The following is an 18,768-nucleotide window of genomic DNA, read 5'->3' as shown; positions in this document are numbered from 1 at the left end:
GGCCCCGGATCGCTCCCGAAGGAGCGGCCGAGGACGGCAGGTGTCTTTTGAAAGCTATCAGCGGGCTTTCGTCACGACTGATCCGCTGGGCCAATCCTGCCCAAAGGCTGAGCTTCGACGGCAGGCGGTGGATGCGGGCCCGCATCCTTCGCCCTTCCTTGCGCCGGAACCGATGATTCGGCCCCCGGTCGTGCGTCTAACGGAGGATGACCCATCCACCAGAACAGGACACGCCATGACACCCGGGACAGGGTTCCTCCCGACCGATCTGCACATCGTCTCCGAGACGGACCTCCTCCTGCTGCAGCGCAGGACGGCTCCCTCTGCGCCGCTGCACCGGGCGGTGTGGACGCCGTCGTCGCCGTGGCCCGCCGGGGCACTCGATGCCGTGCTGGACGAACTGGAGCGGCGCGAGGTCTGCCCGGCGCGGCAGGCGGGCGGCGCGCGGCGCGGGTGAGGCCGGGCAGGACGGGACCGCGGGCGGTCCCGTCCTGCAGGTTGCTCAGGGCTTGCCCGCACCCGGCGCCGCACCGATGGACCACACGCGGGGAGGCACGGTCCCGTTGACGGAGTGGTCGCCGACGATCCTCGCCTTGAACACCCAGGGGTTGTGGTTGGCCGCGGTGCGGGCGTTCCGCCAGTGCCGGTCGAAGTTCTTCGACGTGCTGACGCCGGACGCGGCCAGCGCATTGAAGACGTCGGACGTGGCGCGGGTGGCGAGCGCCGACAGGACCACCTGCGCCTTGGCCGTCTCGAGTTCGGCGACGTCGTTCCGGCGCTCGTCCTCGACCTCGTCGGCCAGGAACGCGCCCTCGTAGGCGTGCTGCAGGGACCGGGCGGCCCGCTCCACGGTGGCATCCGCGGCGTAGGCGGCGGCGGAGACCTCGCCGATCACCTGGAGGATCTGTGGATCGGCAGCGAACGACGGCGCATTCCCGTGGCTGAAGATCCTCGTGCGGTTCCGTACCTCTCGCGCGACGTCCCGCTCGGCCGCGGTGATGCTGCCCGCGAGGACGGCCAGCAGCACCGCCTGGTAGAAGGCCGTCTGGTACTTGAACCGGGTGTCGAAGTCGATGACGTTCCCGGCCTCGACGCGGGCGCGGTCGAAGGTGGACGTACCCGAGCCGGTGGTCTGCTGGCCGAAGCCGTCCCAGTCGTCCCCGTGCGTGACGCCCTCCTGGTGCGTGCTGACCACCGCGATGACCTTGACACCGTTGTCCGTCCGCTGGGCGAACGTGTCGATCCAGTCCGCGAAGATGCTGCCGGTCGAGTAGTACTTCGTGCCGCTGATGCGGAAGTCGCCGTGGGTGCTGCCCGGGTCCGGGCTCACCTTGGTGATCACGTCACCGATGGTGACGGTGCCGACCTCCGTCCAGGAGTTGCCCACGATCTCGCCGTCCACGAAGCGCTGGAGCCATACGTCGCGCTGGGGACCGGCGGACACGAGGCGGTCCTCCACGAACGCGAAGTGGGCGCGCAGCGCCTGGGGGATGTTCGAATCGGCGGCGGCCAGTTCGGTGAGGAGGCGGAACAGCTGCGGGAGCGAGGCGCCGAACCCGCCGGCGGCGACCGGTACCCGCAGTGCCCCGAATCCGGCGTCGATCAGGGCGCGGATCTCCTGCCGGGGCAGCTCGTGCTCCTGTTCGCGGCGCGATGCGCCGTCTGCGATGCGTGCGAAGAGGGGTCGGAAGCGGGCCGCGAGGAGTTCGTAGTCGGCGTCCGCGGTGGGATAAGTGTGCGTCAGGGTGGTCATGGTGGGCCTTCCGATCGGGCTGGGAGTGGGGCTGGGAGTGGGGCTGGGAGTGGGGCTGGGAGTGGGGCTGGGAGGGGGCGGGGGCGGGGAGATCAGGCGTGGACGGCGACCCGGGGGACGGCCGTTCTCGCCGGACGGGAACCGGCGACGCCGGCGCCGACGAACAGTGCGCCGATGACGGCCGCGGCGCCGACGGCGGAGGCTCCGCCGACGGGCCAGGCCCCGTTGAGGCCGAGGACGGCGGGGATCACGGTGCTGGCGGTTCCGACCAGGATCGCGCTCCAGCCGGTGACCCGGGTCAGACGGACGGCGTCGAGGGCGAGGATCAGGAAGAACAGACCCCACAGCACCGCCCACGCGAGCCAGAGCACCGAGCCGAGCGGGTCGGTGTCCAGCGACGTGGCCGCGAAGACGACGGCGAGCACGGCGACGAGCCCGCAGAACCAGCCGACGCCGGCGGAGCCCAGACCCGCGACGGAGCCGAGACCCACGTACAGGTAGGTGAGCCCGAAGAGGAAGATCCCGCTCGCCGTGCTGAACGCGGCAGGATCCGGCGCCCCGGTCGCTGCGACGACCGTTGCGAGGACGAGCTGGAGCACACCGACCGCGAGATTGAGGAATCCCGCGTCACGTGGCGGGACCCGGCCGAGGAGGCCGAGTCCGTTGATCAGAAGGGCTGCTCCCGAGAGCAGCAGGCAGATGTACGACATGGATGTCCCATCGACGGGACGCGGAACCGCTGGAGGTCCGCGCCGTGCTTGCCCCGCGCTGATGCACGGGGCCGGATCTTCACCTGGGGCACCCCGCCACGGAGGGGGTTGCCGTCCGACGAGCCAGGGCTTCGCGTCGGAACTCTTGATCTGTGGCTCCGAGCGTAGGCGGCATATCGTCCGCTTTCCAGCAGGAAGACGCGGCATTCCGCCGCGTGACGCCGTGTGACGCTGCCGGATCGCTGCCGGATCGCTGCCGGATAGCTGTCGGATCGCTGACGTGCGCGGTCCCGCGCCGGGGTCCGGAGCCCGCGGGAACGGCCGGGACCGGGGCGGCGGCCGCGACCGGAAGGGCGTCCTGCGGCGGCGTATCATGAAGGGTCAGCTTTTATCTACCTTTAGGGGCAAGTCGTGTCCACCGTTGAAGACAATTCGGCAACCACAGCACAGACCGGCGGCAACCGGGTCAAGCGCGGGATGGCCGAAATGCTCAAGGGCGGCGTCATCATGGATGTCGTCACAGCAGAGCAGGCCCGCATCGCCGAAGACGCCGGTGCGGTAGCGGTCATGGCGCTCGAACGGGTTCCCGCGGACATCCGCGCCCAGGGCGGCGTGTCCCGCATGAGCGATCCCGACATGATCGACAGCATCATCGAGGCCGTCTCCATCCCGGTCATGGCCAAGGCCCGGATCGGCCACTTCGTGGAGGCGCAGGTCCTGCAGTCCCTCGGGGTCGACTACATCGACGAGTCCGAGGTCCTCACGCCCGCCGACTACGCGAACCACATCGACAAGTGGAAGTTCACCGTCCCCTTCGTCTGCGGTGCGACCAACCTCGGTGAGGCACTGCGGCGCATCACCGAGGGCGCTGCGATGATCCGCTCGAAGGGCGAGGCCGGCACCGGCGACGTCTCGAACGCCACGATGCACATGCGCACCATCCGCGCGGAGCTCAACCGCCTCTCCTCCATGGCCGAGGACGAGCTGTACGTCGCCGCGAAGGAACTCCAGGCGCCCTACGAGCTGGTGAAGGAGGTCGCCTCCGCCGGTCGACTCCCCGTGGTCCTGTTCACCGCCGGCGGCATCGCGACCCCGGCGGACGCGGCCATGATGATGCAGCTCGGCGCGGACGGCGTCTTCGTCGGCTCCGGCATCTTCAAGTCGGGCAACCCGGCCGAACGCGCCAACGCGATCGTCCAGGCGACCACGTTCCACGACGATCCGGACATGATCGCCAAGGTCTCGCGCGGTCTGGGCGAGGCCATGGTCGGCATCAACGTCGACGAGATCCCGCAGCCGCACCGCCTCGCCGAGCGCGGCTGGTAGCAGCACAGCACGGGCGGTGGAGAGGAACGCGAACGGTAGGGCGCGGTCCTCTGCCGTTTCCCGCGGAGGCGGCGACGGCGTCAGTGCCTCGCGGGGCCTCGCGGTCCCCGAGGAGGTCCCCGAGGATGTCCTCGGCCGTCGCCCCGAACGCCCGGGCGCGGTCCCGCCGGGACCGGGCCCACGCACCTCCGACATCACCGTCGGCGGGGGGGACGCGGCTCGGCTGTCATGCGTCCACCGTCGGGCCGCAGCCGGTCAGAGGTGCAGCGCGTAGGTCCTGCCGCGTCCGAGCAGTGTGAAGCCCCGCTTCGAGAAGAACTCGTAGCCCTGCGGTATGGCGTTGACGGCGAGGTCCACCGCACCGGCCTGCAGTGCGGCCCGCGCCGTGGCGCTCAGCAGGGCCGTGGCGAGCCCGCGCCGCTGGTGGTCCGGGAGCACCTCGAGGTTGTGGACACCGCCGAGGCGTCGCAGGCCCGTGACGCCGGACGGGTAGAACGAGTACGCGGCTCCGGAGATGCTGCCGCCTTCCCCACTCCGTGTCACGGCATGCCACGCCTGCCGCGGCTGGGAGCGGACCACCCGCAGCTCCTGTTCCAGCGGACCCGAGTAGTCGGGTACGTCGGTGGCGAGGACGGCGTCGTCGTCCCCGGGCACGACCACGGCGGCCGCGGGTGCCGCCATCCACCAGGGCTGCCAGCTCGGACCGAATCCCAGACCGGCGAGCTCGACGGGGTCCACCGCGCCGTTGAGCCAGACCCGGACCGAGGAGGCGCCGAGCCGCACCCCCTCGGCCAGGGCGGGCCGCACGGCGTGCGCGCTCACGGACTCCGGGAACATCATGCCCAGTTCGCGTCGCGCGGGCAGCCACACCCACGTGGAGCCGTGCGTCGAGAAGGTCCTCCCGCCCGTCGCCGTGGCCAGCGCCGCGGACCAGGCGGCCTGCAGCCGCTGGCACTGGTCGATGGTCACCATGCGGCTGGACCGCCGGCAGGGCCGGTCATGCGAGCCCGCGGCGGACGAGCAGGGGCTCGAGGTCGGCGTCCCGGCCCCGGAAGGCGCGGAACGCCTCCAGCGGATCGATGCTGTTGCCCCGCGACAGCAGCTCCCGCCGGAAGTGGTCCCCGTTGGCGCGCGTCAGGCCGCCCGAGGACTTGAACCACTCCACGGTGTCGGCGTCGAGCATCTCGCTCCAGATGTAGGCGTAGTAGGACGCCGCGTACCCGCCGGCGAAGATGTGCTTGAAGTAGGAGGTGCGGTACCGCGGCGGAACGGGCGCGAAGTCGACGCCGGCATCGGCGAGGGCCGAGGCTTCGAAGGCCAGCGGGTCCTCGACGACCGTGCCCGGCGGGATCGAGTGCCAGGCCAGGTCCAGCAGGGTGGCACCGAGGTAGGCGGTCGTCTCGAATCCCTCGCCCCAGGCGCCGGCGGCGTGGATGCGGTCGATGACGTCCTGGGGGAGCGGTTCGCCCGTCTCGTGGTGGCGGGCGTAGTTCGCGACGATCTCCGGCCAGAGGATCCACATCTCGTTGACCTGCGACGGGTACTCCACGAAGTCGCGCGGCACCGACGTGCCGGAGAACAGCGGGTAGATGACGTCGGAGAACAGGCCGTGCAGTGCGTGGCCGAACTCGTGGAACATGGTGACCACCTGGTCGTAGGACAGCAGGGTGGGCTCGCCCGCCGCGGGCCTGGAGATGTTCAGGTTGTTGATGACGACGGCGCGTGTGCCCTGGAGCCGCGACTGGTCCACGAAGGAGTTCATCCAGGCACCGCCGCTCTTGGTGTCGCGGGTGTAGAAGTCGCCGAGGAACAGGCCGAGGCCCGAGCCGTCCTCGTTGAAGACCTCCCACACGCGGACGTCGGGGTGGTACCCGAGAAGGTCGGGGCGTTCGGTGAACGTGAGACCGTACAGCCGGGTCGCGGCGTAGAACACTCCGTCCTGCAGGACGCGCTCGAGTTCGAAGTAGGGGCGGAGGGCGTCCAGGTCGACGTCGAACTTCGCCTTCCGGACCTTCGAGGCGTAGTAGGCCCAGTCCCACGGTTCGATCGGATGGCCGGCCTCGGCCTCCAGCTCGGCGGCTTCGGCCCGGGCGTTGCGCACGGCGGGGGCCGCGAGTTCGCGCATGCGGTCCATGATCGCGTCCAGCGACGGGGCGGTCTGGTTGTCGGTCGCTGCCGCGGCGTGCGTGTCGAAGCCGAGCAGGGCTGCGCGCTCGGCGCGCAGGGTCGCCATGCGGGTGGCGATCGCGAGGGTGTCGGCGTCGTTGCCGCGTGCGCCGCGGTCGACGGCGGCCTCGTGCAGGCGACGGCGGACCTCCCTGTCGGTGAGTGACTCGAGGGCCGGCTGCGCCGTCGGGAGGATCAGTGTCAGGAGGTACCTGCCGTCGTGGCCCGCGTCGGTCGCCGCCGTGGCGGCAGCGGAGATCGCGTCCGCGGACAGTCCGTCGAGGTCGTCGGCGGAGTCGAGCAGCAGGGCGGAGTCGTTGGTGTCCTTCAGCAGTTTCTGCGAGAACTCGGTGCTGAGTGCTGAGAGTTCGGAGTTGAGCCGGCGGAGCGTCGCCTGCGCGTCGTCGTCGAGTTCGGCTCCCGCCCGCACGAAGCTGCGGACGTACTCCTGGACGAGGCGCGTGGACTCGTCGTCCAGGCCGTCGAGCGGCACCTGACGGAGGCGTTCGAACAGTGCGCGATTGAGCTTGATGTTGTCCTCGTGCTCCGCGAGGCGGGGGGCGACCTGCTGCTCGAGGCCCTGGATCGCGTCCGTCGCATGGCTGACGGAGTTGCTGAAGAACACGCGCGAGACGCGGTCCAGGGTGCTGCCCGCCTGTTCGAGCCGCAGCACGGTGTTCTCGAACGTGGGTGGTTCGGCGGTGTCCGTGATGGCGTCGATCTCGGCGAGGTGTTCGGCGAAACCCGCGTCGAAGGCCGGCAGGTAGTGCTCGTCCCGGATGTCGGCGAACGGCGGCAGCTGGTAGTCGAGGGTGCTTGGCGCGAGGAAAGGGTTGCTCATGGGAACTAACTTTTGCACGTCGTCGCTCATCCGTGCACTACCTGCAGGCTCGTCCGCACTCCGTCCGCGTGCCGCCGTACTGCCTCAGATGGGCCGGAGCTCGCGGTACCGGGCGTCGATGGACGATGACACGGCGGCGCCGAGCAGGAGCAACCGCATGGTCCGCTCGGTGGCCTCGATGAGCAGTTGCTCGCCGTTCGCGACGGCGTCCGCCAGGTTCATCGGGATGGTCATGATGGAGGCGATCGCGTCGATGCCGATGTCGTGCACGTCCGGGGCGCCCTTCCCGAGGGAGCCCGCCAGTGCCAGGACGGGTACGCCGGCGAGCTGGGCCCTGCGCGCGACGACGGCGGGTACCTTTCCGTTCGGTGTCTGGAAGTCGATGGCGCCCTCGGCCGTGATGACGAGGTCCGCCCCGCGCATGAGCGCGTCGAGGTCGAGTCCGGCGAGACCGCTGTCGATCAGGGCCTCGAAGCGTGGCACCAGCCGGGCGCCGACGGCGGCGAGCCCGGCACCGAGGCCGCCGGACGCCCCCGTCCCCGGGCCGGTCCGGTAGTCCGTCCCGGCGGCGAGCCCGTCACGTTCGAGGACCCTCGCCCACTGGCGCATGGCCTTCGCGAGTTCCTCGACCTGCCGGGGCGATGCTCCCTTCTGCGGTCCGAACACGCGGGCGACGCCGGTCTTGCCGCACAGCACGTTGTGCTGGTTGCATGCCAGGACGATCGTCGCCTCGTGGACGGCGGGATGCAGGCCGGAGAGGTCGAGCCGCTCCGCGTCGATCAGGGCGGAGCCGCCGAAGGGGAGGTCCCGCCCCTTCCCGTCGAGGACGCGCGCACCGAGCGCCTGGAGCGCCCCGGCGCCTCCGTCGCTCGTCCCGGAGTCCCCACACCCCACCACGATGGTGCGGATGCCCTCGTCGAGCGCCGCGCGGATCAGCTCACCCACGCCGTAGGTGGTCGTGGCTCCGGGGTCGCGGAGTTTTCGCGGCACGAGGCGGAGCCCGGCGGCGGCGGCCATCTCGACGACGGCCGTGCCGGTGGCGCTTCCGCCGAGCCTCGCATAGTGCGATTCGACCGGCGCGCCGACCGGTCCCGTGACGTTCACCGGCACGAGGACGCCGTCCGTCGCTGCCGCGAGGGTCGCGGCCGTCCCTTCGCCGCCGTCCGCGATCGGCACGGCAGTGACCTGCACCCCCGGCAGGACCCGGCGGACGCCCGCGGCGATGGACCGCGCCACCGTCTCCGCGTCGAGGGACTCCTTGAAGCCGCTGGGTGCGATGAGGATGCGCTGGGGGACTGCCATGGTGGTTCTCCTTCGGGTAGGGACGGGCGATGGAACGGGTCGTCAGGGGAAGAGCGGCAGGCCGAGGAGCGGCCAGACCAGGAAGCTGAAGATCAGCACCAGGGCCACGTTGACGGGCGCCAGGAGCGATGACAGCCGGAGGAGGTCCTTCGGCGTGTAGGTCTCGGCGCCGTCCACCGCGGCGAACATCGCCACGGGCTTCGCGGAACTCGTGAGGGTGTGGCAGAAACCCGCAGCCGCCGTCGATGCGAACGCCGCTGCCATGGGTTCCACCCCGACGGCCGGTGAGAGGGCGATCACGACGGGGATCAGGACGGCCGACCGGGCCGACCTGCTCTGGATGACGAGGTGGGCGACGGTGGAGAGGAGCACCACGAGCACCACGAAGAGGGGGGCTGCTGCCGCTCCCAGCGAACGGATGGGCCCCAGCACGCCGCTCGCCAGCCAATCGGCCGCTCCGGTGGAGACGAGGGCGTTGCCGAGAGCCAGCGTCGCGGCCATGAAGAGCAGCAGGGACCACGGCACCGATTTCAGTCCCTTGGCGAGGTCCACCGAGCCGTAGCTCGGCGACGCCGCGACGAGGGCGCCGATCAGCGCGACGAGGGCGGGATGGAGCCCGTGCAGCGGCTCGGTACACCACAGGACGACGACGGCGCCCAGCAGGAGCGCGGCACGGGACTCGGCGACGGTCAGCGGACCGGTGACGGGGGTGTCGGAGTGCTCTTCGAGGGCGGCGACATGGATCCGCAGGTGTTCGCCGCGCTCGGCGGCGGTGGTGAACATGCGCACCACGATCTCGGCGCAGAGGTGGGATGCGACCAGGGCGAGGGGCAGGCCGAGAAGGAGCCACGTGGCGAAGTCGAAACTGCTGCCCGTCGCGGTCTCGAGGATCTGGCTGGTGATGAGGTGGGCGCCGGCCCCGAGGAAGGACCCGACCGCGGAGAGGAGGATCACCGACGGGAAGAGGATCGCCAGGGCTTTGATGAGCGCGACGCGGCCGGCGAGTGCCTGCCTCAGTGCCAGGAACACCGGCAGGGCCAGCGCGGCGCGCCCGGACGTCGAGGGGACGGCGAAGGTGGTGACGACGAGGGCGAGGGTCGTCAGGTGTGCGAGTTGCCGCGGTGTCGTCGCGCCCGTGATGATGAACGCTGCCCCGCGGTTGGCCAGTCCCGAGGCGCGGACACCTGCGGCGATGACGAACGCGGCGAGGAGCAGCCAGATGGTCTCCTCGCCCAGGGTGGAGAAGAGCTCCCCGGTCTCCATCGTCCCGGTGAGGACCAGGACCGTCGCCGCGCCGAGCGCGATGTACGTGTCGTCGATCGAGGTGAAGATCCAGAGCCACACCGCCAGCACGAAGACCATGAGCGTGACCGCGCCCTGCGGGGACAGGCCTGCGTCGGGTTGCCGGGCGGCGAGGACGACGGCGGCGGCGATCGTGAGTCCGACGGTGGCGGCCACCGACCGGATGACGAGGGAGCGTCGTGCTGCGGCCCGTGCGCCGGCATCGGCGACGGGCGCGGTGCCGGGAGCCTTCGCCGTCCGTGGCGGCGTGGTGGAGTGCTCGACCAGGGTCATGGCAGCCGGTATCCTGCTCCGCGGATCGTCTCGATCCGCTCTGCGCCGATCTTCCGGCGCAGGGCACGGACGTAGACGTCGACGACGTTCGAGCCCGGATCGAATCCGTAGCCCCACACCTGGTTGAGGAGCTGCTCGCGGGAGATGACGCGGTCGGGGTGCCTCAGGAAGACCTCCAGGATCGCGAATTCGCGCGACGTCAGCTCGACGGCGTCGTCCCCGATGCGTGCCCGCCTGGAATGGAGGTCCAGCGACAGGCCCTGATGCTCGATCACGGTGCCGGCTGTCATGGGTGCCCGGTCCGTGAGGCGCAGGCGGATACGCGCGAGGAGTTCCGCGACGTGGAACGGTTTCGTGACGTAGTCGTCGGCACCGCCCTCGAGCCCCGCCACCGTGTCCGGGACGCTGTCCCTCGCGGTCAGGACGATCACGGGTGTCGGCACGCCCTCCCCCCTGATCTGGGCGAGGACCTCGAACCCGTCCATCAGGGGGAGTCCGATGTCGAGGATGATGAGGTCGAAACCGGCGGCACGGGCGAGGAAGAGCGCCGTCTCGCCGTCCGCGGCATGTTCCGTGGAGTAGCCGGCCGCGTGCAGGCCCTTCTGGATGAAGGAGGCGACGCGGGGGTCGTCCTCGGCGATCAGGATGCGGCTCATGGTGTCTCCTGCGGTGTCGGTCGTAGGATGGCCCGCTGGGGCGGAGCGGGCTTCGAGATGGTCGAAGGCTTGTTCCCTGTGGTCTGCCGGCCGGTCGTCGTGCCCCTGCCCGGGGGGATGGTCCCCGGCGGCTGGAGGGGCGGTCCCGACGCAGGATCGACCCGGAGCCTCGCGGGTGCCGGCAGGAGGAGCCCGAACGTGGCACCGCGGCCCGGTTCGCTGCGCACCCAGGCGGAGCCGTCGTGCCCGTCCGCGATGGCCCGCACGATGGACAGCCCCAGTCCTGCACCGCCGCGCGCTCCGCCGGTCCGCAGCCTGTCGGCCGGCAGCGCTTTCGCCGAACCGTGCTCGAAGCGTTCGAAGATCACCGCGGCCTCGTCCTCGGTTACGCCGGGGCCGGAGTCCTTCACCCAGATACGCAGCCGCCGGTCGGTACCGGCACCTTCGAACGCGGAACCGAGGCTGATGTCGGTGCCGTCGGGCGTGTACTGCACGGCATTGGCTCCCAGCTGGAGCACCGCCTGGGTGACGCGCTGGCTGTCCAGCGCAACCGTCCCTTCGGCGACCTCCATGAGGAGCCATCGCCGGTCGCCGAGTGCCTGCATCTTCGCTTCGAGGTCGAGCATCAGCTCGGCGACGTCGGTCGGGGCGGGCTGGACGAAGTCGGGGCGCTCTGCCTTGACCAGCAGGAGGAGGTCGGAGACGATCCTCGCCATCCGGGACAGCTCGCCGTCCACGAGGGTCAGGGTGGCCGCACGACCCGCCGGGTCGTCGTCGATCAGTTCCAAGTGCCCGCGGATCACGGTGATCGGCGTCCTCAGTTCGTGGCTGGCGTCGTCGATGAAGCGTCGCTGCGTGACGTACGCCTGCTCGAGGCGATCCAGCATGTCGTTGAACGTGACCGCGAGCGCGGCGACGTCGTCGCGGCCCTGGACCGGCACGCGTGCGGTGAGATCGGACTCGGTGATCTCGGTGGCCACGCGCCTCACGTCCCGGACGGGCCGCAGGATCTGGCCTGCCACCAGCCACGCGATCCCGGCGGTGAACAGCAGACCGCCGAGCGCGACGAAGAAGATCACGGTCACGGTCTCCTGCACCTGCTCGTACCCTCCGCGCGGGAACGCGGCGACCACGAGTGTCCCGGACTCGGTACCGGCCTGTACCTCGACCTTCCCCCACCGCATGGGCCCCGCCGCCGTCTCGCGTACGCCGGACGCGGCCGGGTCCGTCCGCAGCTCCTCCAGCAGCGCCGTGTCGGAGGGCAGCCGGTATTCGTCGTTGTTGCCGCGTCCATCGGACCCCAGGTACAGCACCTCGCCCCCGGTCACTCCGAGGATCACCTCGCCGGCGGAGGCGTTCTGGCGGGACAGATAGCGTTCCAGCAGCTCGCTGACCGACGAGTACGGCTGGGCCGTGAGTGGATCCACGGCCTCCGCCGCGAAGGTGGTGAACTCCTGCGCTTCCTGGACGACGTCGTCGTTGGCATCCCGATCGACGCCGGCGATCAGCAGGGAGCGGACGGTGACGAGCAGCGCCAGGAGGGCCAGGGCCGTGGTGAGCACGATCCAGCCCACGATGCGCCATCGTGCGGAGACGGCCGAGCCACCCACGGGCCGGACCGTCCGCCCCGCGGTCGCTGATCCCGCGGCGGGCCTCGAGCCCGGAGGAAGTGGTTGCAGCCCCATCAGTCCTGGCCGTCCTGGCTCGTGGCGTCGTCGTCGATCCCGTCGGGTCCTTCGTCCTCCCCGTCGTCGTCGAACACCTCGCGCTCCACCAGCCCGGGCGTGCCCTGGCCCGACGCAGGTGCAGGTGCCGGTGGGACGGCGGGTACGGGTGCAGGCGCCGGTGGGGCTGCTGGTACGGGGACAGGCGCAGGCTCGGGCGCGGGCCGGAGCGTGGGGGCCGGGGCGGCAGAGGGCGACGGTGCGGCCGGCCGTTCCGGGGCCGGCGCGGGCCCTGAGGGCTCATCGGTCCCGGTCGAGCGGGTGTCCTTCCCACCGGTCGGAGCGAGCTCCACGACGACGGTCTGCGGATCCACGGAAGGGATGTCGGCGGGGCGGCTCAGTTCCTGGCTCCCGACCGCGAGGAGTGCCGGCACCGCGAGCAGCCCTGCTGCAGCGAGGATGCGGGGGCCAAGAGCCATGGGGTTCTCCTTGTGGTCGTGCGGATGGGTCAGAACGGGGGCGGATCGGGACGGTACCGGGCCGCCGGCGTCGGAGTCCCCGTCGCCGTACCTACTCTGGCGCACGCAGGTGAGGTCGTCGTGAAGACTGCATGAGGACTTCTTCATCTTCGCCGCCCGGACGCTGCCGCCCGGACACTGCCGCCGGTCCTGCGACCGCGCCACGCGGCCCACCGGCCGGCGCTCCCATATACTCCGAACATGCCGAATCCGTGCCTCGACCGCAGCAGCCCTGCCCAGCAGCCCGCCCTCGAGCAGAGCGGACGCGCACTGTGAGCGGCGGTCTCGTCGCCCTGCTGGACGACGTCGCAGCCCTCGCCCGCATCGCGGCCGCCTCGGTGGACGACGTCGCCGCCGGCGCCGCCAAAGCGGGGGCGAAGGCCGCCGGCGTGGTGATCGACGACGCCGCCGTCACCCCGCAGTACGTCTCCGGTGCCGATCCCTCCCGCGAGCTGCCGATGATCAAGCGGATCTTCTGGGGCTCGCTGCGGAACAAGCTGCTGATCATCCTGCCCGCCCTGCTGCTCGTCAGTGCGTTCATCCCGGGCATCATCCCGTTCATCCTCATGCTCGGCGGCACCTACCTCTGCTACGAGGGCGCGGAGAAGGTCTGGCACAAGATCCGCGGCCACCACGAGTCCAAGCAGGCGCCGGCGGTGGAGCGGGGGCCGGAGGCGGAGGCCAGGGTCACCAAGGGCGCCATCACCACCGACTTCATCCTCTCCTGCGAGATCATGGTCATCTCGATGAACGAGGTGTCCGACGAGTCCCTGGTGGCCCGGGCGCTCATCCTGATCGTCGTCGCGCTCGCCATCACGGTGCTCGTGTACGGCGCGGTGGCGCTGATCGTCAAGATGGACGACATCGGCCTGCATCTGACCACCAAGGACTCGGAGGGCTCGCAGCGCCTCGGCCGGATGCTCGTGAAGGGCATGCCCGGAGTCCTGGCGGCGATCACCCTCGTCGGGACCGTCGCGATGCTGTGGGTGGGCGGGCACATCATGCTGCAGGGCGCCTACGACCTCGGCTGGCATGCGCCGTACGACCTGGTCCACGTGCTCGAGCACCCGTTCGTCGGCGTCCCCGTGGTCGGCGGTCTCCTTGCATGGCTCGTGAACACCCTCTGCTCGGCCGTCCTCGGACTGGCCTGGGGTGCCCTGGTCCTCGTCGTCGTGCACCCCCTGCTGGGACTGCTGCCCTCGAGCAGGAAGAAGGGCGGCCACGAAGAGGGAGACCTCCGCGCCGCCATCGCCGGCCACAAGTCGGCCGGACGCGAACGACCGCACACCTGATATCCGGCGCGTTCCTGCGGGTCGGCCGGCAGGCGGCTGGACGCGCCGTCGGGCTGTGGTGTCGTTCGTGCCCCGACCGGTCCTGGGACGGCAGGTGACCGGCACCAGCCGAGAGCGATGGGGACCGGGACGGCGAGGACGGCCGGGACGGCAGGGCGTCCCGGGAACCGCTCCGGGACGCCGGGACGCCGGGCAGGAGTGCCTGTAGTGTTCGCCTATGCCGGAAACAGCACTGGAATGGAAACTGGAAGTCGTCGTGCTCCCGAGCGCCGACCTCGACCGCTCGCTCGCGTTCTACCGCGACCGGGTCGGCTTCGTCCTGGATCACGACGTGAAGCCTGCGCCGGGCGTCAGGATCGTCCAGCTCACGCCCCGGGGATCCTCGTGTTCGGTGGTCCTGACCGAGGGCATGGGGTCCGACGCCGGCCGACCCGTCTCCGGCCTGCAGCTCGTGGTGCGTGACGTCGAACTGGCCCGCGCGGAACTGGTGGAGCGCGGCGTCGCCGTCGATCCCGTCACCCGGATGGGTGAGGGTGACGCGTCCGCCTTCATCTACTTCTCGGACCCGGACGGCAACGGCTGGGCCGTGCAGGAGATCCGGAACCGAGGGGACTGGCTCCTCTCGTAGGTCCTCGGCCCTCCGCCCGGGCGACGCACCGGACCCTTCCCCGCACCTCCGGGACCTCGCCGGTCAGGCCGCCGGTCAGGCCGGCGGGCTGTACAGCTGGAGGTCGTTGCCCTCGCTGTCCTTGAACGGCAGGATCCGGCCCCAGGGGTACTCGCTGATCTCCCCTTCGATCGACGCGCCACCGCGCGCGGCGATGCGCTGCACCTCGTCCTCGATGGAACCCTCGGGCGAGAAGCTGATGACGGCGCCACCGCCCGATCCGCCGTGGGTGTTCTCCCGGGCGTTGAGACCGACGGTCAGCCCACCGGCGTCGATCTCCGTCCAGTCGGTGTCCTGCATCGTCACGCTGAGACCGAGGGTGTCGCGGTAGAAGGCGACGGCCCTGTCCATGTCCTCGACGGGTACCCAGACGGCTGCAATTCCCTGTGCCATGGCGCTCCTTTCGCGGACCGCGTGCGGCGGTCCGACGGCTCGCGGGCCCTGACCGGGCCCGTCGCACCGAACGTTACCGGCACCACCCGCCGGGCTTCCCGATCGGCCCGGGGCCTTGACGGGCCCGCCGGGATGCTGTCCCGGCTACCGCGGTCTCGCGCCGGCGTGCTGCCGGGCGAGCTCGGCCAGGGAGTCGTCGACGCCGTCGTCCTGGAACGAGCCGAACCGGCGTTCCGCGGCGGTGCGCAGCAGGAAGTCGGCGATCGCGGGATTCTTCGGCAGCAGGGAACCGTGGAGGTAGCTCGCCACGATGTTCCGATGGCGGGCGCCCTCGTGGTTCTCCTCCGCATTGTTGCCTGCCCCCTTGACCACTGTCGCCAGGGGCCTCAGTCCGCTCCCGAGGAAGGTCTGCCCGCTGTGGTTCTCGTAGCCGTGGATCTCCCCGAACTCGTCGCTCCGCGCGACGACGTTGCCGATCAACCGTTCGGTCCCGCCGCGTGTCTCCAGGTCGAGGACGCCGATGCCGGGGATGACGGTGCCGTCATGCGTGCGGAAGACGTTGCCGAAGAGCTGGTAGAGGCCGCAGATGAGGAGCATCGGGGTGCCGTTCTCGGCCAGCTCCCGCAGGCGGGGGGCGATGGCCTGCAGATCGTCCTGGATCACGACCTGCCCGCTGTCCTGGCCGCCGCCGCCGACGATGATGTCGACGTCCTCCGGGAAGGCGTCCCCGGCGTTGTGCTCGAGGATCTCGGCCCCGTAGCCTCGCCACGCGAGGCGCTGCTTGAGGACGAGGACGTTCCCGTAGTCGCCGTAGATGTTCATCTCCCGCGGGTACAGCTGCAGGATGCGCAGGGAGCCCTTCGACGGATCGGCAGGGGCCTCCGTCAGCGAGCTCGCGGATGGGGCGTCACTCATCAGGAGACCACCTCGACCTTCGTGATCTTGGACAGTTCGCGGCGGACCGCGAGCATGGCGGTGTAGGTGCAGAAGATACGCTTCGGGCGCCCTGCCGACATCCGGACGAACTCCCTGAGCGCGTCGGTGATGTCGGGCTCGACGGCGCCGACTCGGACGTCGTCGTACTTGAGCCGGAGCGCCATGTCGTAGGCGCGGACGCCGCTGACGACGTCCACGCCGCCGAGGCCCAGGGAGTCGAAGTCGACGTCCCACAGCCAGGACATGTCGCGGCCGTCGGCGTAGTTGTCGTTGATGGCGATCATGGTCGCGCAGCCGGCGGGGTCGAAGGACTTCAGCCCCAGCCGGAAACCGCTCGGGTTCTTGACGAGCACCAGTTCGAGCGCCTGCCCGTCGACCACGAGGCTCTCCCCGCGACCGAAGGCGGGTTCGACGGCGGCCAGCGACGAGAACAGTCTCGCGGTGTCGGCCGTCCCGCCCAGGACCGCCCGGGCCGCCGCGAGGGCCGCCGCAGCGTTGAAGATGTTGTAGACGCCGCGGAGGCGGAGGTCGGTCCGGGTGGTCGAACCGGCGACCTCGAATTCCGCCGAGTTCCCGTCCACCGAGCGCAGCACCACGTCCGCGGGCAGGGCCGACGCCGGCGCGGTGCCCTCGGCACCGCGCAGTTCGTCGTCGTTGGGAAAGGTGCTCCTCAGCGACGCGTCGAGGCCGAAGTAGACGACCTCGGTCGCCGGTACGGACGAGGCGAGGCCCGCGACGCGGGGGTCCTCACGGTTGAGGACGACGGTCCCCGTGGTGGCGAGGGCGATGCGCTCGAGCAGGCGTGTCGTGGCATCGATCTCGCCGAAGCGGTCGAGCTGGTCGCGGAGGACGTTCAGGAGCAGCGAGTGCCGGGGTGGGACGAGCTTCACGAAGTGCACGGCGTGCGCCTCGTCGAGCTCGAGCACGGCGACGTCGGCCTTCAGGCGTCCACGCCAGTCGACCTCGCCGAGCAGCGCGGCGGCGACGCCGCGGGTGAAGTTGCTGCCCGTCCGGTTGGTGAAGACGCTCAGGCCCTGGCCCTCGAGCAGCTCGACGACCATCTTGGTGGTGGTGGTCTTGCCGTTCGTCCCGCTCACGACGACGACGCCGTGGGGGAGGCCGGAGAGCGCCCGGCCCATGAAGCCGGGGTCGAGGCGCTCGACCACGAGGCCGGGGAACGCGGAGCCGCCGCCGCGCAGGCGCGAAGCGACGCGCACGGCCTTGCCCACGAGGACTGGAAGGGGATTCATGGCTATAAATTATCGCAGGCCGGCCCGTCTTCCCGGGACGCGGCGGGGAGGCGCTGCTCACGCCGGCCCTCCGGCGGCGGCAGGACGGTGCCGGCGACCTAGAATTGAGGGATGACCTCCCCGTCCTTCTCGGCCCCCCTGCCCACGTCGGGCGCCGCTCCGTCCGCCGCCTCCGACCACGCCACGGTCCGCGCTGCCGCCGGTACGACGACGGTCCGCGCGGACGTCGTCGTCGGAGTGCTCGCGGTCCAGGGTGACGTGCGCGAGCACATCGCGACCATCACCTCGCTGGGCGGGCGCGCCGTGCCCGTCCGGCGGCCCTCGGAACTCGCAGCGATCGACGGCCTGATCATCCCCGGCGGCGAGTCCACGACGATGGACAAGCTCACCCGCACTTTCGGCCTGGCGGACCCGCTGCGGGACCTCATCGCCGGCGGCCTGCCCGTCTACGGCTCGTGCGCCGGCATGATCCTGCTGTCCGACGTCATCGCCGATCCATCGGTGGACCGGCTCGGCAATCCGCAGCAGACGCTCGGCGGGCTCGACATGGTGGTGCGGCGCAACGCCTTCGGCCGCCAGCGGGAGTCCTTCGAAACCGACCTCGCCTTTGCGGGCCTCGCAACGACCGGCAGTGCTGCGGGAGGGGACCCCGTGCGGGCCGTCTTCATCCGCGCGCCGTGGGTGGAGAAGGTGGGCGACGGCGTCGAGGTGCTCGCGCAGGTGCCCGCCGGGCAGGCTCCACAGCCGGGCCCGGCCGCCGGCACGTCCACCAGCCCGGGCGGGGCGGCGGGGGACGACGGTGCCGGCGGGGCGTCCGAGTTGGAGCCGGTCGCTAGAATTGTCGCAGTGCGTTCAGGGAACCTGCTGGCCACGAGCTTCCATCCGGAGGTCACGGGGGAGCGGCGGGTCCACGAACTGTTTATTCGGATGATCAGAGGGGAAGCGTAAGCATGTCGGGGCACTCCAAGTGGGCAACCACCAAGCACAAGAAGGCGGCGATCGACGCCAAGCGCGCGAAGTCCTTCGCCAAGCTGATCAAGAACATCGAGGTCGCCGCGCGGGCCGGCGGGGCCGACGTCGCGGGTAACCCCGGCCTCGAGCTGGCCGTGTCGAAGGCGAAGAAGACCTCCGTGCCGATCGACAACATCAACCGTGCCGTGAAGCGCGGCGCCGGCCTGCTCGGCGAGGCCGTCGACTACCAGACCATCATGTACGAGGCCCGTGGGCCCCAGGGCTCGGCCCTGCTCATCGAGTGCCTCACGGACAACAAGAACCGCGCGGCCTCCGAGGTGCGCCTCGGGATCAGCCGCAACGGCGGGACCATCGCGGATCCCGGTTCCGTGGCGTACCTGTTCGCGCGCAAGGGCGTCGTCACGCTGCCGAAGAACGGACTCACCGAGGACGAGCTGCTGCTGTCGGTCCTCGACGCGGGAGCGGACGAGGTCAAGGAGTCCACCGACACCTTCGAGATCGTCTCCGAGCCGCAGGACCTCCGGGCCGTGGTTGCGGCGCTCGATGAGAGCGGCATCGAGTACGAGACCGACGAGGTCGAGTTCGTGCCGTCGATGCAGGTGGACCTCGACGCCGACGGCGGCCGGAAGTTCCTCAAGCTCGTGGACGCCCTGGAGGAGCTCGACGACGTCCAGAACGTCTACTCGAACGCCCACCTCTCGGACGACGTCCTGGGTGAGCTCGAGAACGACGACTGACATCGCACCG

At 70.8% G+C, this 18,768-nt stretch carries 18 protein-coding genes and 1 riboswitch; of the genes, 6 read left to right on the top strand and 12 right to left on the bottom strand.

Going from position 1 to position 18,768, the window contains the following annotated elements; all coding sequences use genetic code 11:
* The first annotated feature begins 235 nt into the window (after positions 1-235).
* Positions 236-457: a hypothetical protein gene (locus ACX80L_RS10875; RefSeq protein WP_459289616.1), complete on the top strand. Its 222-nt coding sequence runs from the start codon at positions 236-238 to the stop codon at positions 455-457.
* Positions 458-502: 45 nt separating this feature from the next.
* On the opposite strand, the gene ACX80L_RS10870 is transcribed toward ACX80L_RS10875, so the two are convergent.
* Positions 503-1,753 (bottom strand): acyl-CoA dehydrogenase family protein, encoded by a 1,251-nt coding sequence (locus ACX80L_RS10870; RefSeq protein ID WP_459289615.1) that lies wholly within the window; start codon positions 1,751-1,753, stop codon positions 503-505.
* Positions 1,754-1,845: 92 nt separating this feature from the next.
* Entirely contained in the window at positions 1,846-2,463 is a 618-nt protein-coding gene (locus tag ACX80L_RS10865) for an AmiS/UreI family transporter (RefSeq protein ID WP_459289614.1), read from the bottom strand.
* Between the two features lie 39 nt (positions 2,464-2,502).
* Positions 2,503-2,614: riboswitch (SAM riboswitch) on the bottom strand.
* Positions 2,615-2,874: 260 nt separating this feature from the next.
* On the opposite strand from ACX80L_RS10865, the gene pdxS reads away from it, so the two are divergent.
* A complete protein-coding gene (pdxS, locus tag ACX80L_RS10860) occupies positions 2,875-3,789 on the top strand; it encodes a pyridoxal 5'-phosphate synthase lyase subunit PdxS (RefSeq protein WP_133081798.1) in 915 nt (304 codons plus the stop codon).
* A gap of 255 nt (positions 3,790-4,044) precedes the next feature.
* On the opposite strand, the gene ACX80L_RS10855 is transcribed toward pdxS, so the two are convergent.
* From ACX80L_RS10855 to ACX80L_RS10825, 7 genes are all read right to left on the bottom strand, one after another.
* Positions 4,045-4,761: a GNAT family N-acetyltransferase gene (locus tag ACX80L_RS10855; protein ID WP_459289612.1), complete on the bottom strand. Its 717-nt coding sequence runs from the start codon at positions 4,759-4,761 to the stop codon at positions 4,045-4,047.
* A gap of 25 nt (positions 4,762-4,786) precedes the next feature.
* A complete protein-coding gene (locus ACX80L_RS10850) occupies positions 4,787-6,796 on the bottom strand; it encodes a M3 family metallopeptidase (protein ID WP_459289610.1) in 2,010 nt (669 codons plus the stop codon).
* Positions 6,797-6,880: 84 nt separating this feature from the next.
* Positions 6,881-8,098 (bottom strand): glycerate kinase family protein, encoded by a 1,218-nt coding sequence (locus ACX80L_RS10845; protein WP_459267791.1) that lies wholly within the window; start codon positions 8,096-8,098, stop codon positions 6,881-6,883.
* A gap of 42 nt (positions 8,099-8,140) precedes the next feature.
* Positions 8,141-9,673 carry an SLC13 family permease gene (locus ACX80L_RS10840; RefSeq protein WP_459289608.1) on the bottom strand — a complete coding sequence of 511 codons (1,533 nt, stop codon included), beginning with the start codon at positions 9,671-9,673 and terminating at the stop codon, positions 8,141-8,143.
* Positions 9,670-10,329 (bottom strand): response regulator transcription factor, encoded by a 660-nt coding sequence (locus ACX80L_RS10835; RefSeq protein WP_133081803.1) that lies wholly within the window; start codon positions 10,327-10,329, stop codon positions 9,670-9,672. The genes ACX80L_RS10840 and ACX80L_RS10835 overlap by 4 nt, the downstream gene beginning before the upstream one ends.
* Entirely contained in the window at positions 10,326-12,014 is a 1,689-nt protein-coding gene (locus ACX80L_RS10830) for a sensor histidine kinase (protein ID WP_459289606.1), read from the bottom strand. The genes ACX80L_RS10835 and ACX80L_RS10830 overlap by 4 nt, the downstream gene beginning before the upstream one ends.
* On the bottom strand, positions 12,014-12,472 hold the full coding sequence (locus ACX80L_RS10825; protein ID WP_459289604.1) for a hypothetical protein: 459 nt from the start codon (positions 12,470-12,472) through the stop codon (positions 12,014-12,016). Before ACX80L_RS10825 ends, ACX80L_RS10830 begins: the two co-directional genes overlap by 1 nt.
* Before the next feature lie 311 nt (positions 12,473-12,783).
* Here ACX80L_RS10825 and ACX80L_RS10820 point away from each other — a divergent pair, with 311 nt between their 5' ends.
* Positions 12,784-13,803: a DUF808 domain-containing protein gene (locus ACX80L_RS10820; protein WP_208739255.1), complete on the top strand. Its 1,020-nt coding sequence runs from the start codon at positions 12,784-12,786 to the stop codon at positions 13,801-13,803.
* 217 nt (positions 13,804-14,020) lie between these two features.
* Positions 14,021-14,431, top strand: coding sequence for a VOC family protein (locus ACX80L_RS10815; protein ID WP_459289602.1), 411 nt, complete (start codon positions 14,021-14,023; stop codon positions 14,429-14,431).
* Between the two features lie 75 nt (positions 14,432-14,506).
* On the opposite strand, the gene ACX80L_RS10810 is transcribed toward ACX80L_RS10815, so the two are convergent.
* From ACX80L_RS10810 to ACX80L_RS10800, 3 genes are all read right to left on the bottom strand, one after another.
* Positions 14,507-14,863: a VOC family protein gene (locus ACX80L_RS10810; protein WP_133081808.1), complete on the bottom strand. Its 357-nt coding sequence runs from the start codon at positions 14,861-14,863 to the stop codon at positions 14,507-14,509.
* A gap of 144 nt (positions 14,864-15,007) precedes the next feature.
* Positions 15,008-15,778: a type 1 glutamine amidotransferase gene (locus ACX80L_RS10805; RefSeq protein ID WP_459289600.1), complete on the bottom strand. Its 771-nt coding sequence runs from the start codon at positions 15,776-15,778 to the stop codon at positions 15,008-15,010.
* On the bottom strand, positions 15,778-17,049 hold the full coding sequence (locus ACX80L_RS10800; RefSeq protein ID WP_459289598.1) for a MurT ligase domain-containing protein: 1,272 nt from the start codon (positions 17,047-17,049) through the stop codon (positions 15,778-15,780). Before ACX80L_RS10800 ends, ACX80L_RS10805 begins: the two co-directional genes overlap by 1 nt.
* 111 nt (positions 17,050-17,160) lie before the next feature.
* Between ACX80L_RS10800 and pdxT the strand changes: the two genes are divergently transcribed.
* Positions 17,161-17,997, top strand: a complete 837-nt coding sequence (gene pdxT, locus ACX80L_RS10795) for a pyridoxal 5'-phosphate synthase glutaminase subunit PdxT (protein ID WP_459289596.1) — start codon at positions 17,161-17,163, stop codon at positions 17,995-17,997.
* Between the two features lie 2 nt (positions 17,998-17,999).
* Entirely contained in the window at positions 18,000-18,758 is a 759-nt protein-coding gene (locus ACX80L_RS10790; protein ID WP_459289594.1) for a YebC/PmpR family DNA-binding transcriptional regulator, read from the top strand.
* Positions 18,759-18,768: the final 10 nt, after the last annotated feature.

Source organism: Arthrobacter sp. MDT1-48-3 (assembly GCF_054511015.1).
This window is presented reverse-complemented; position numbering and strand designations above follow the sequence as displayed.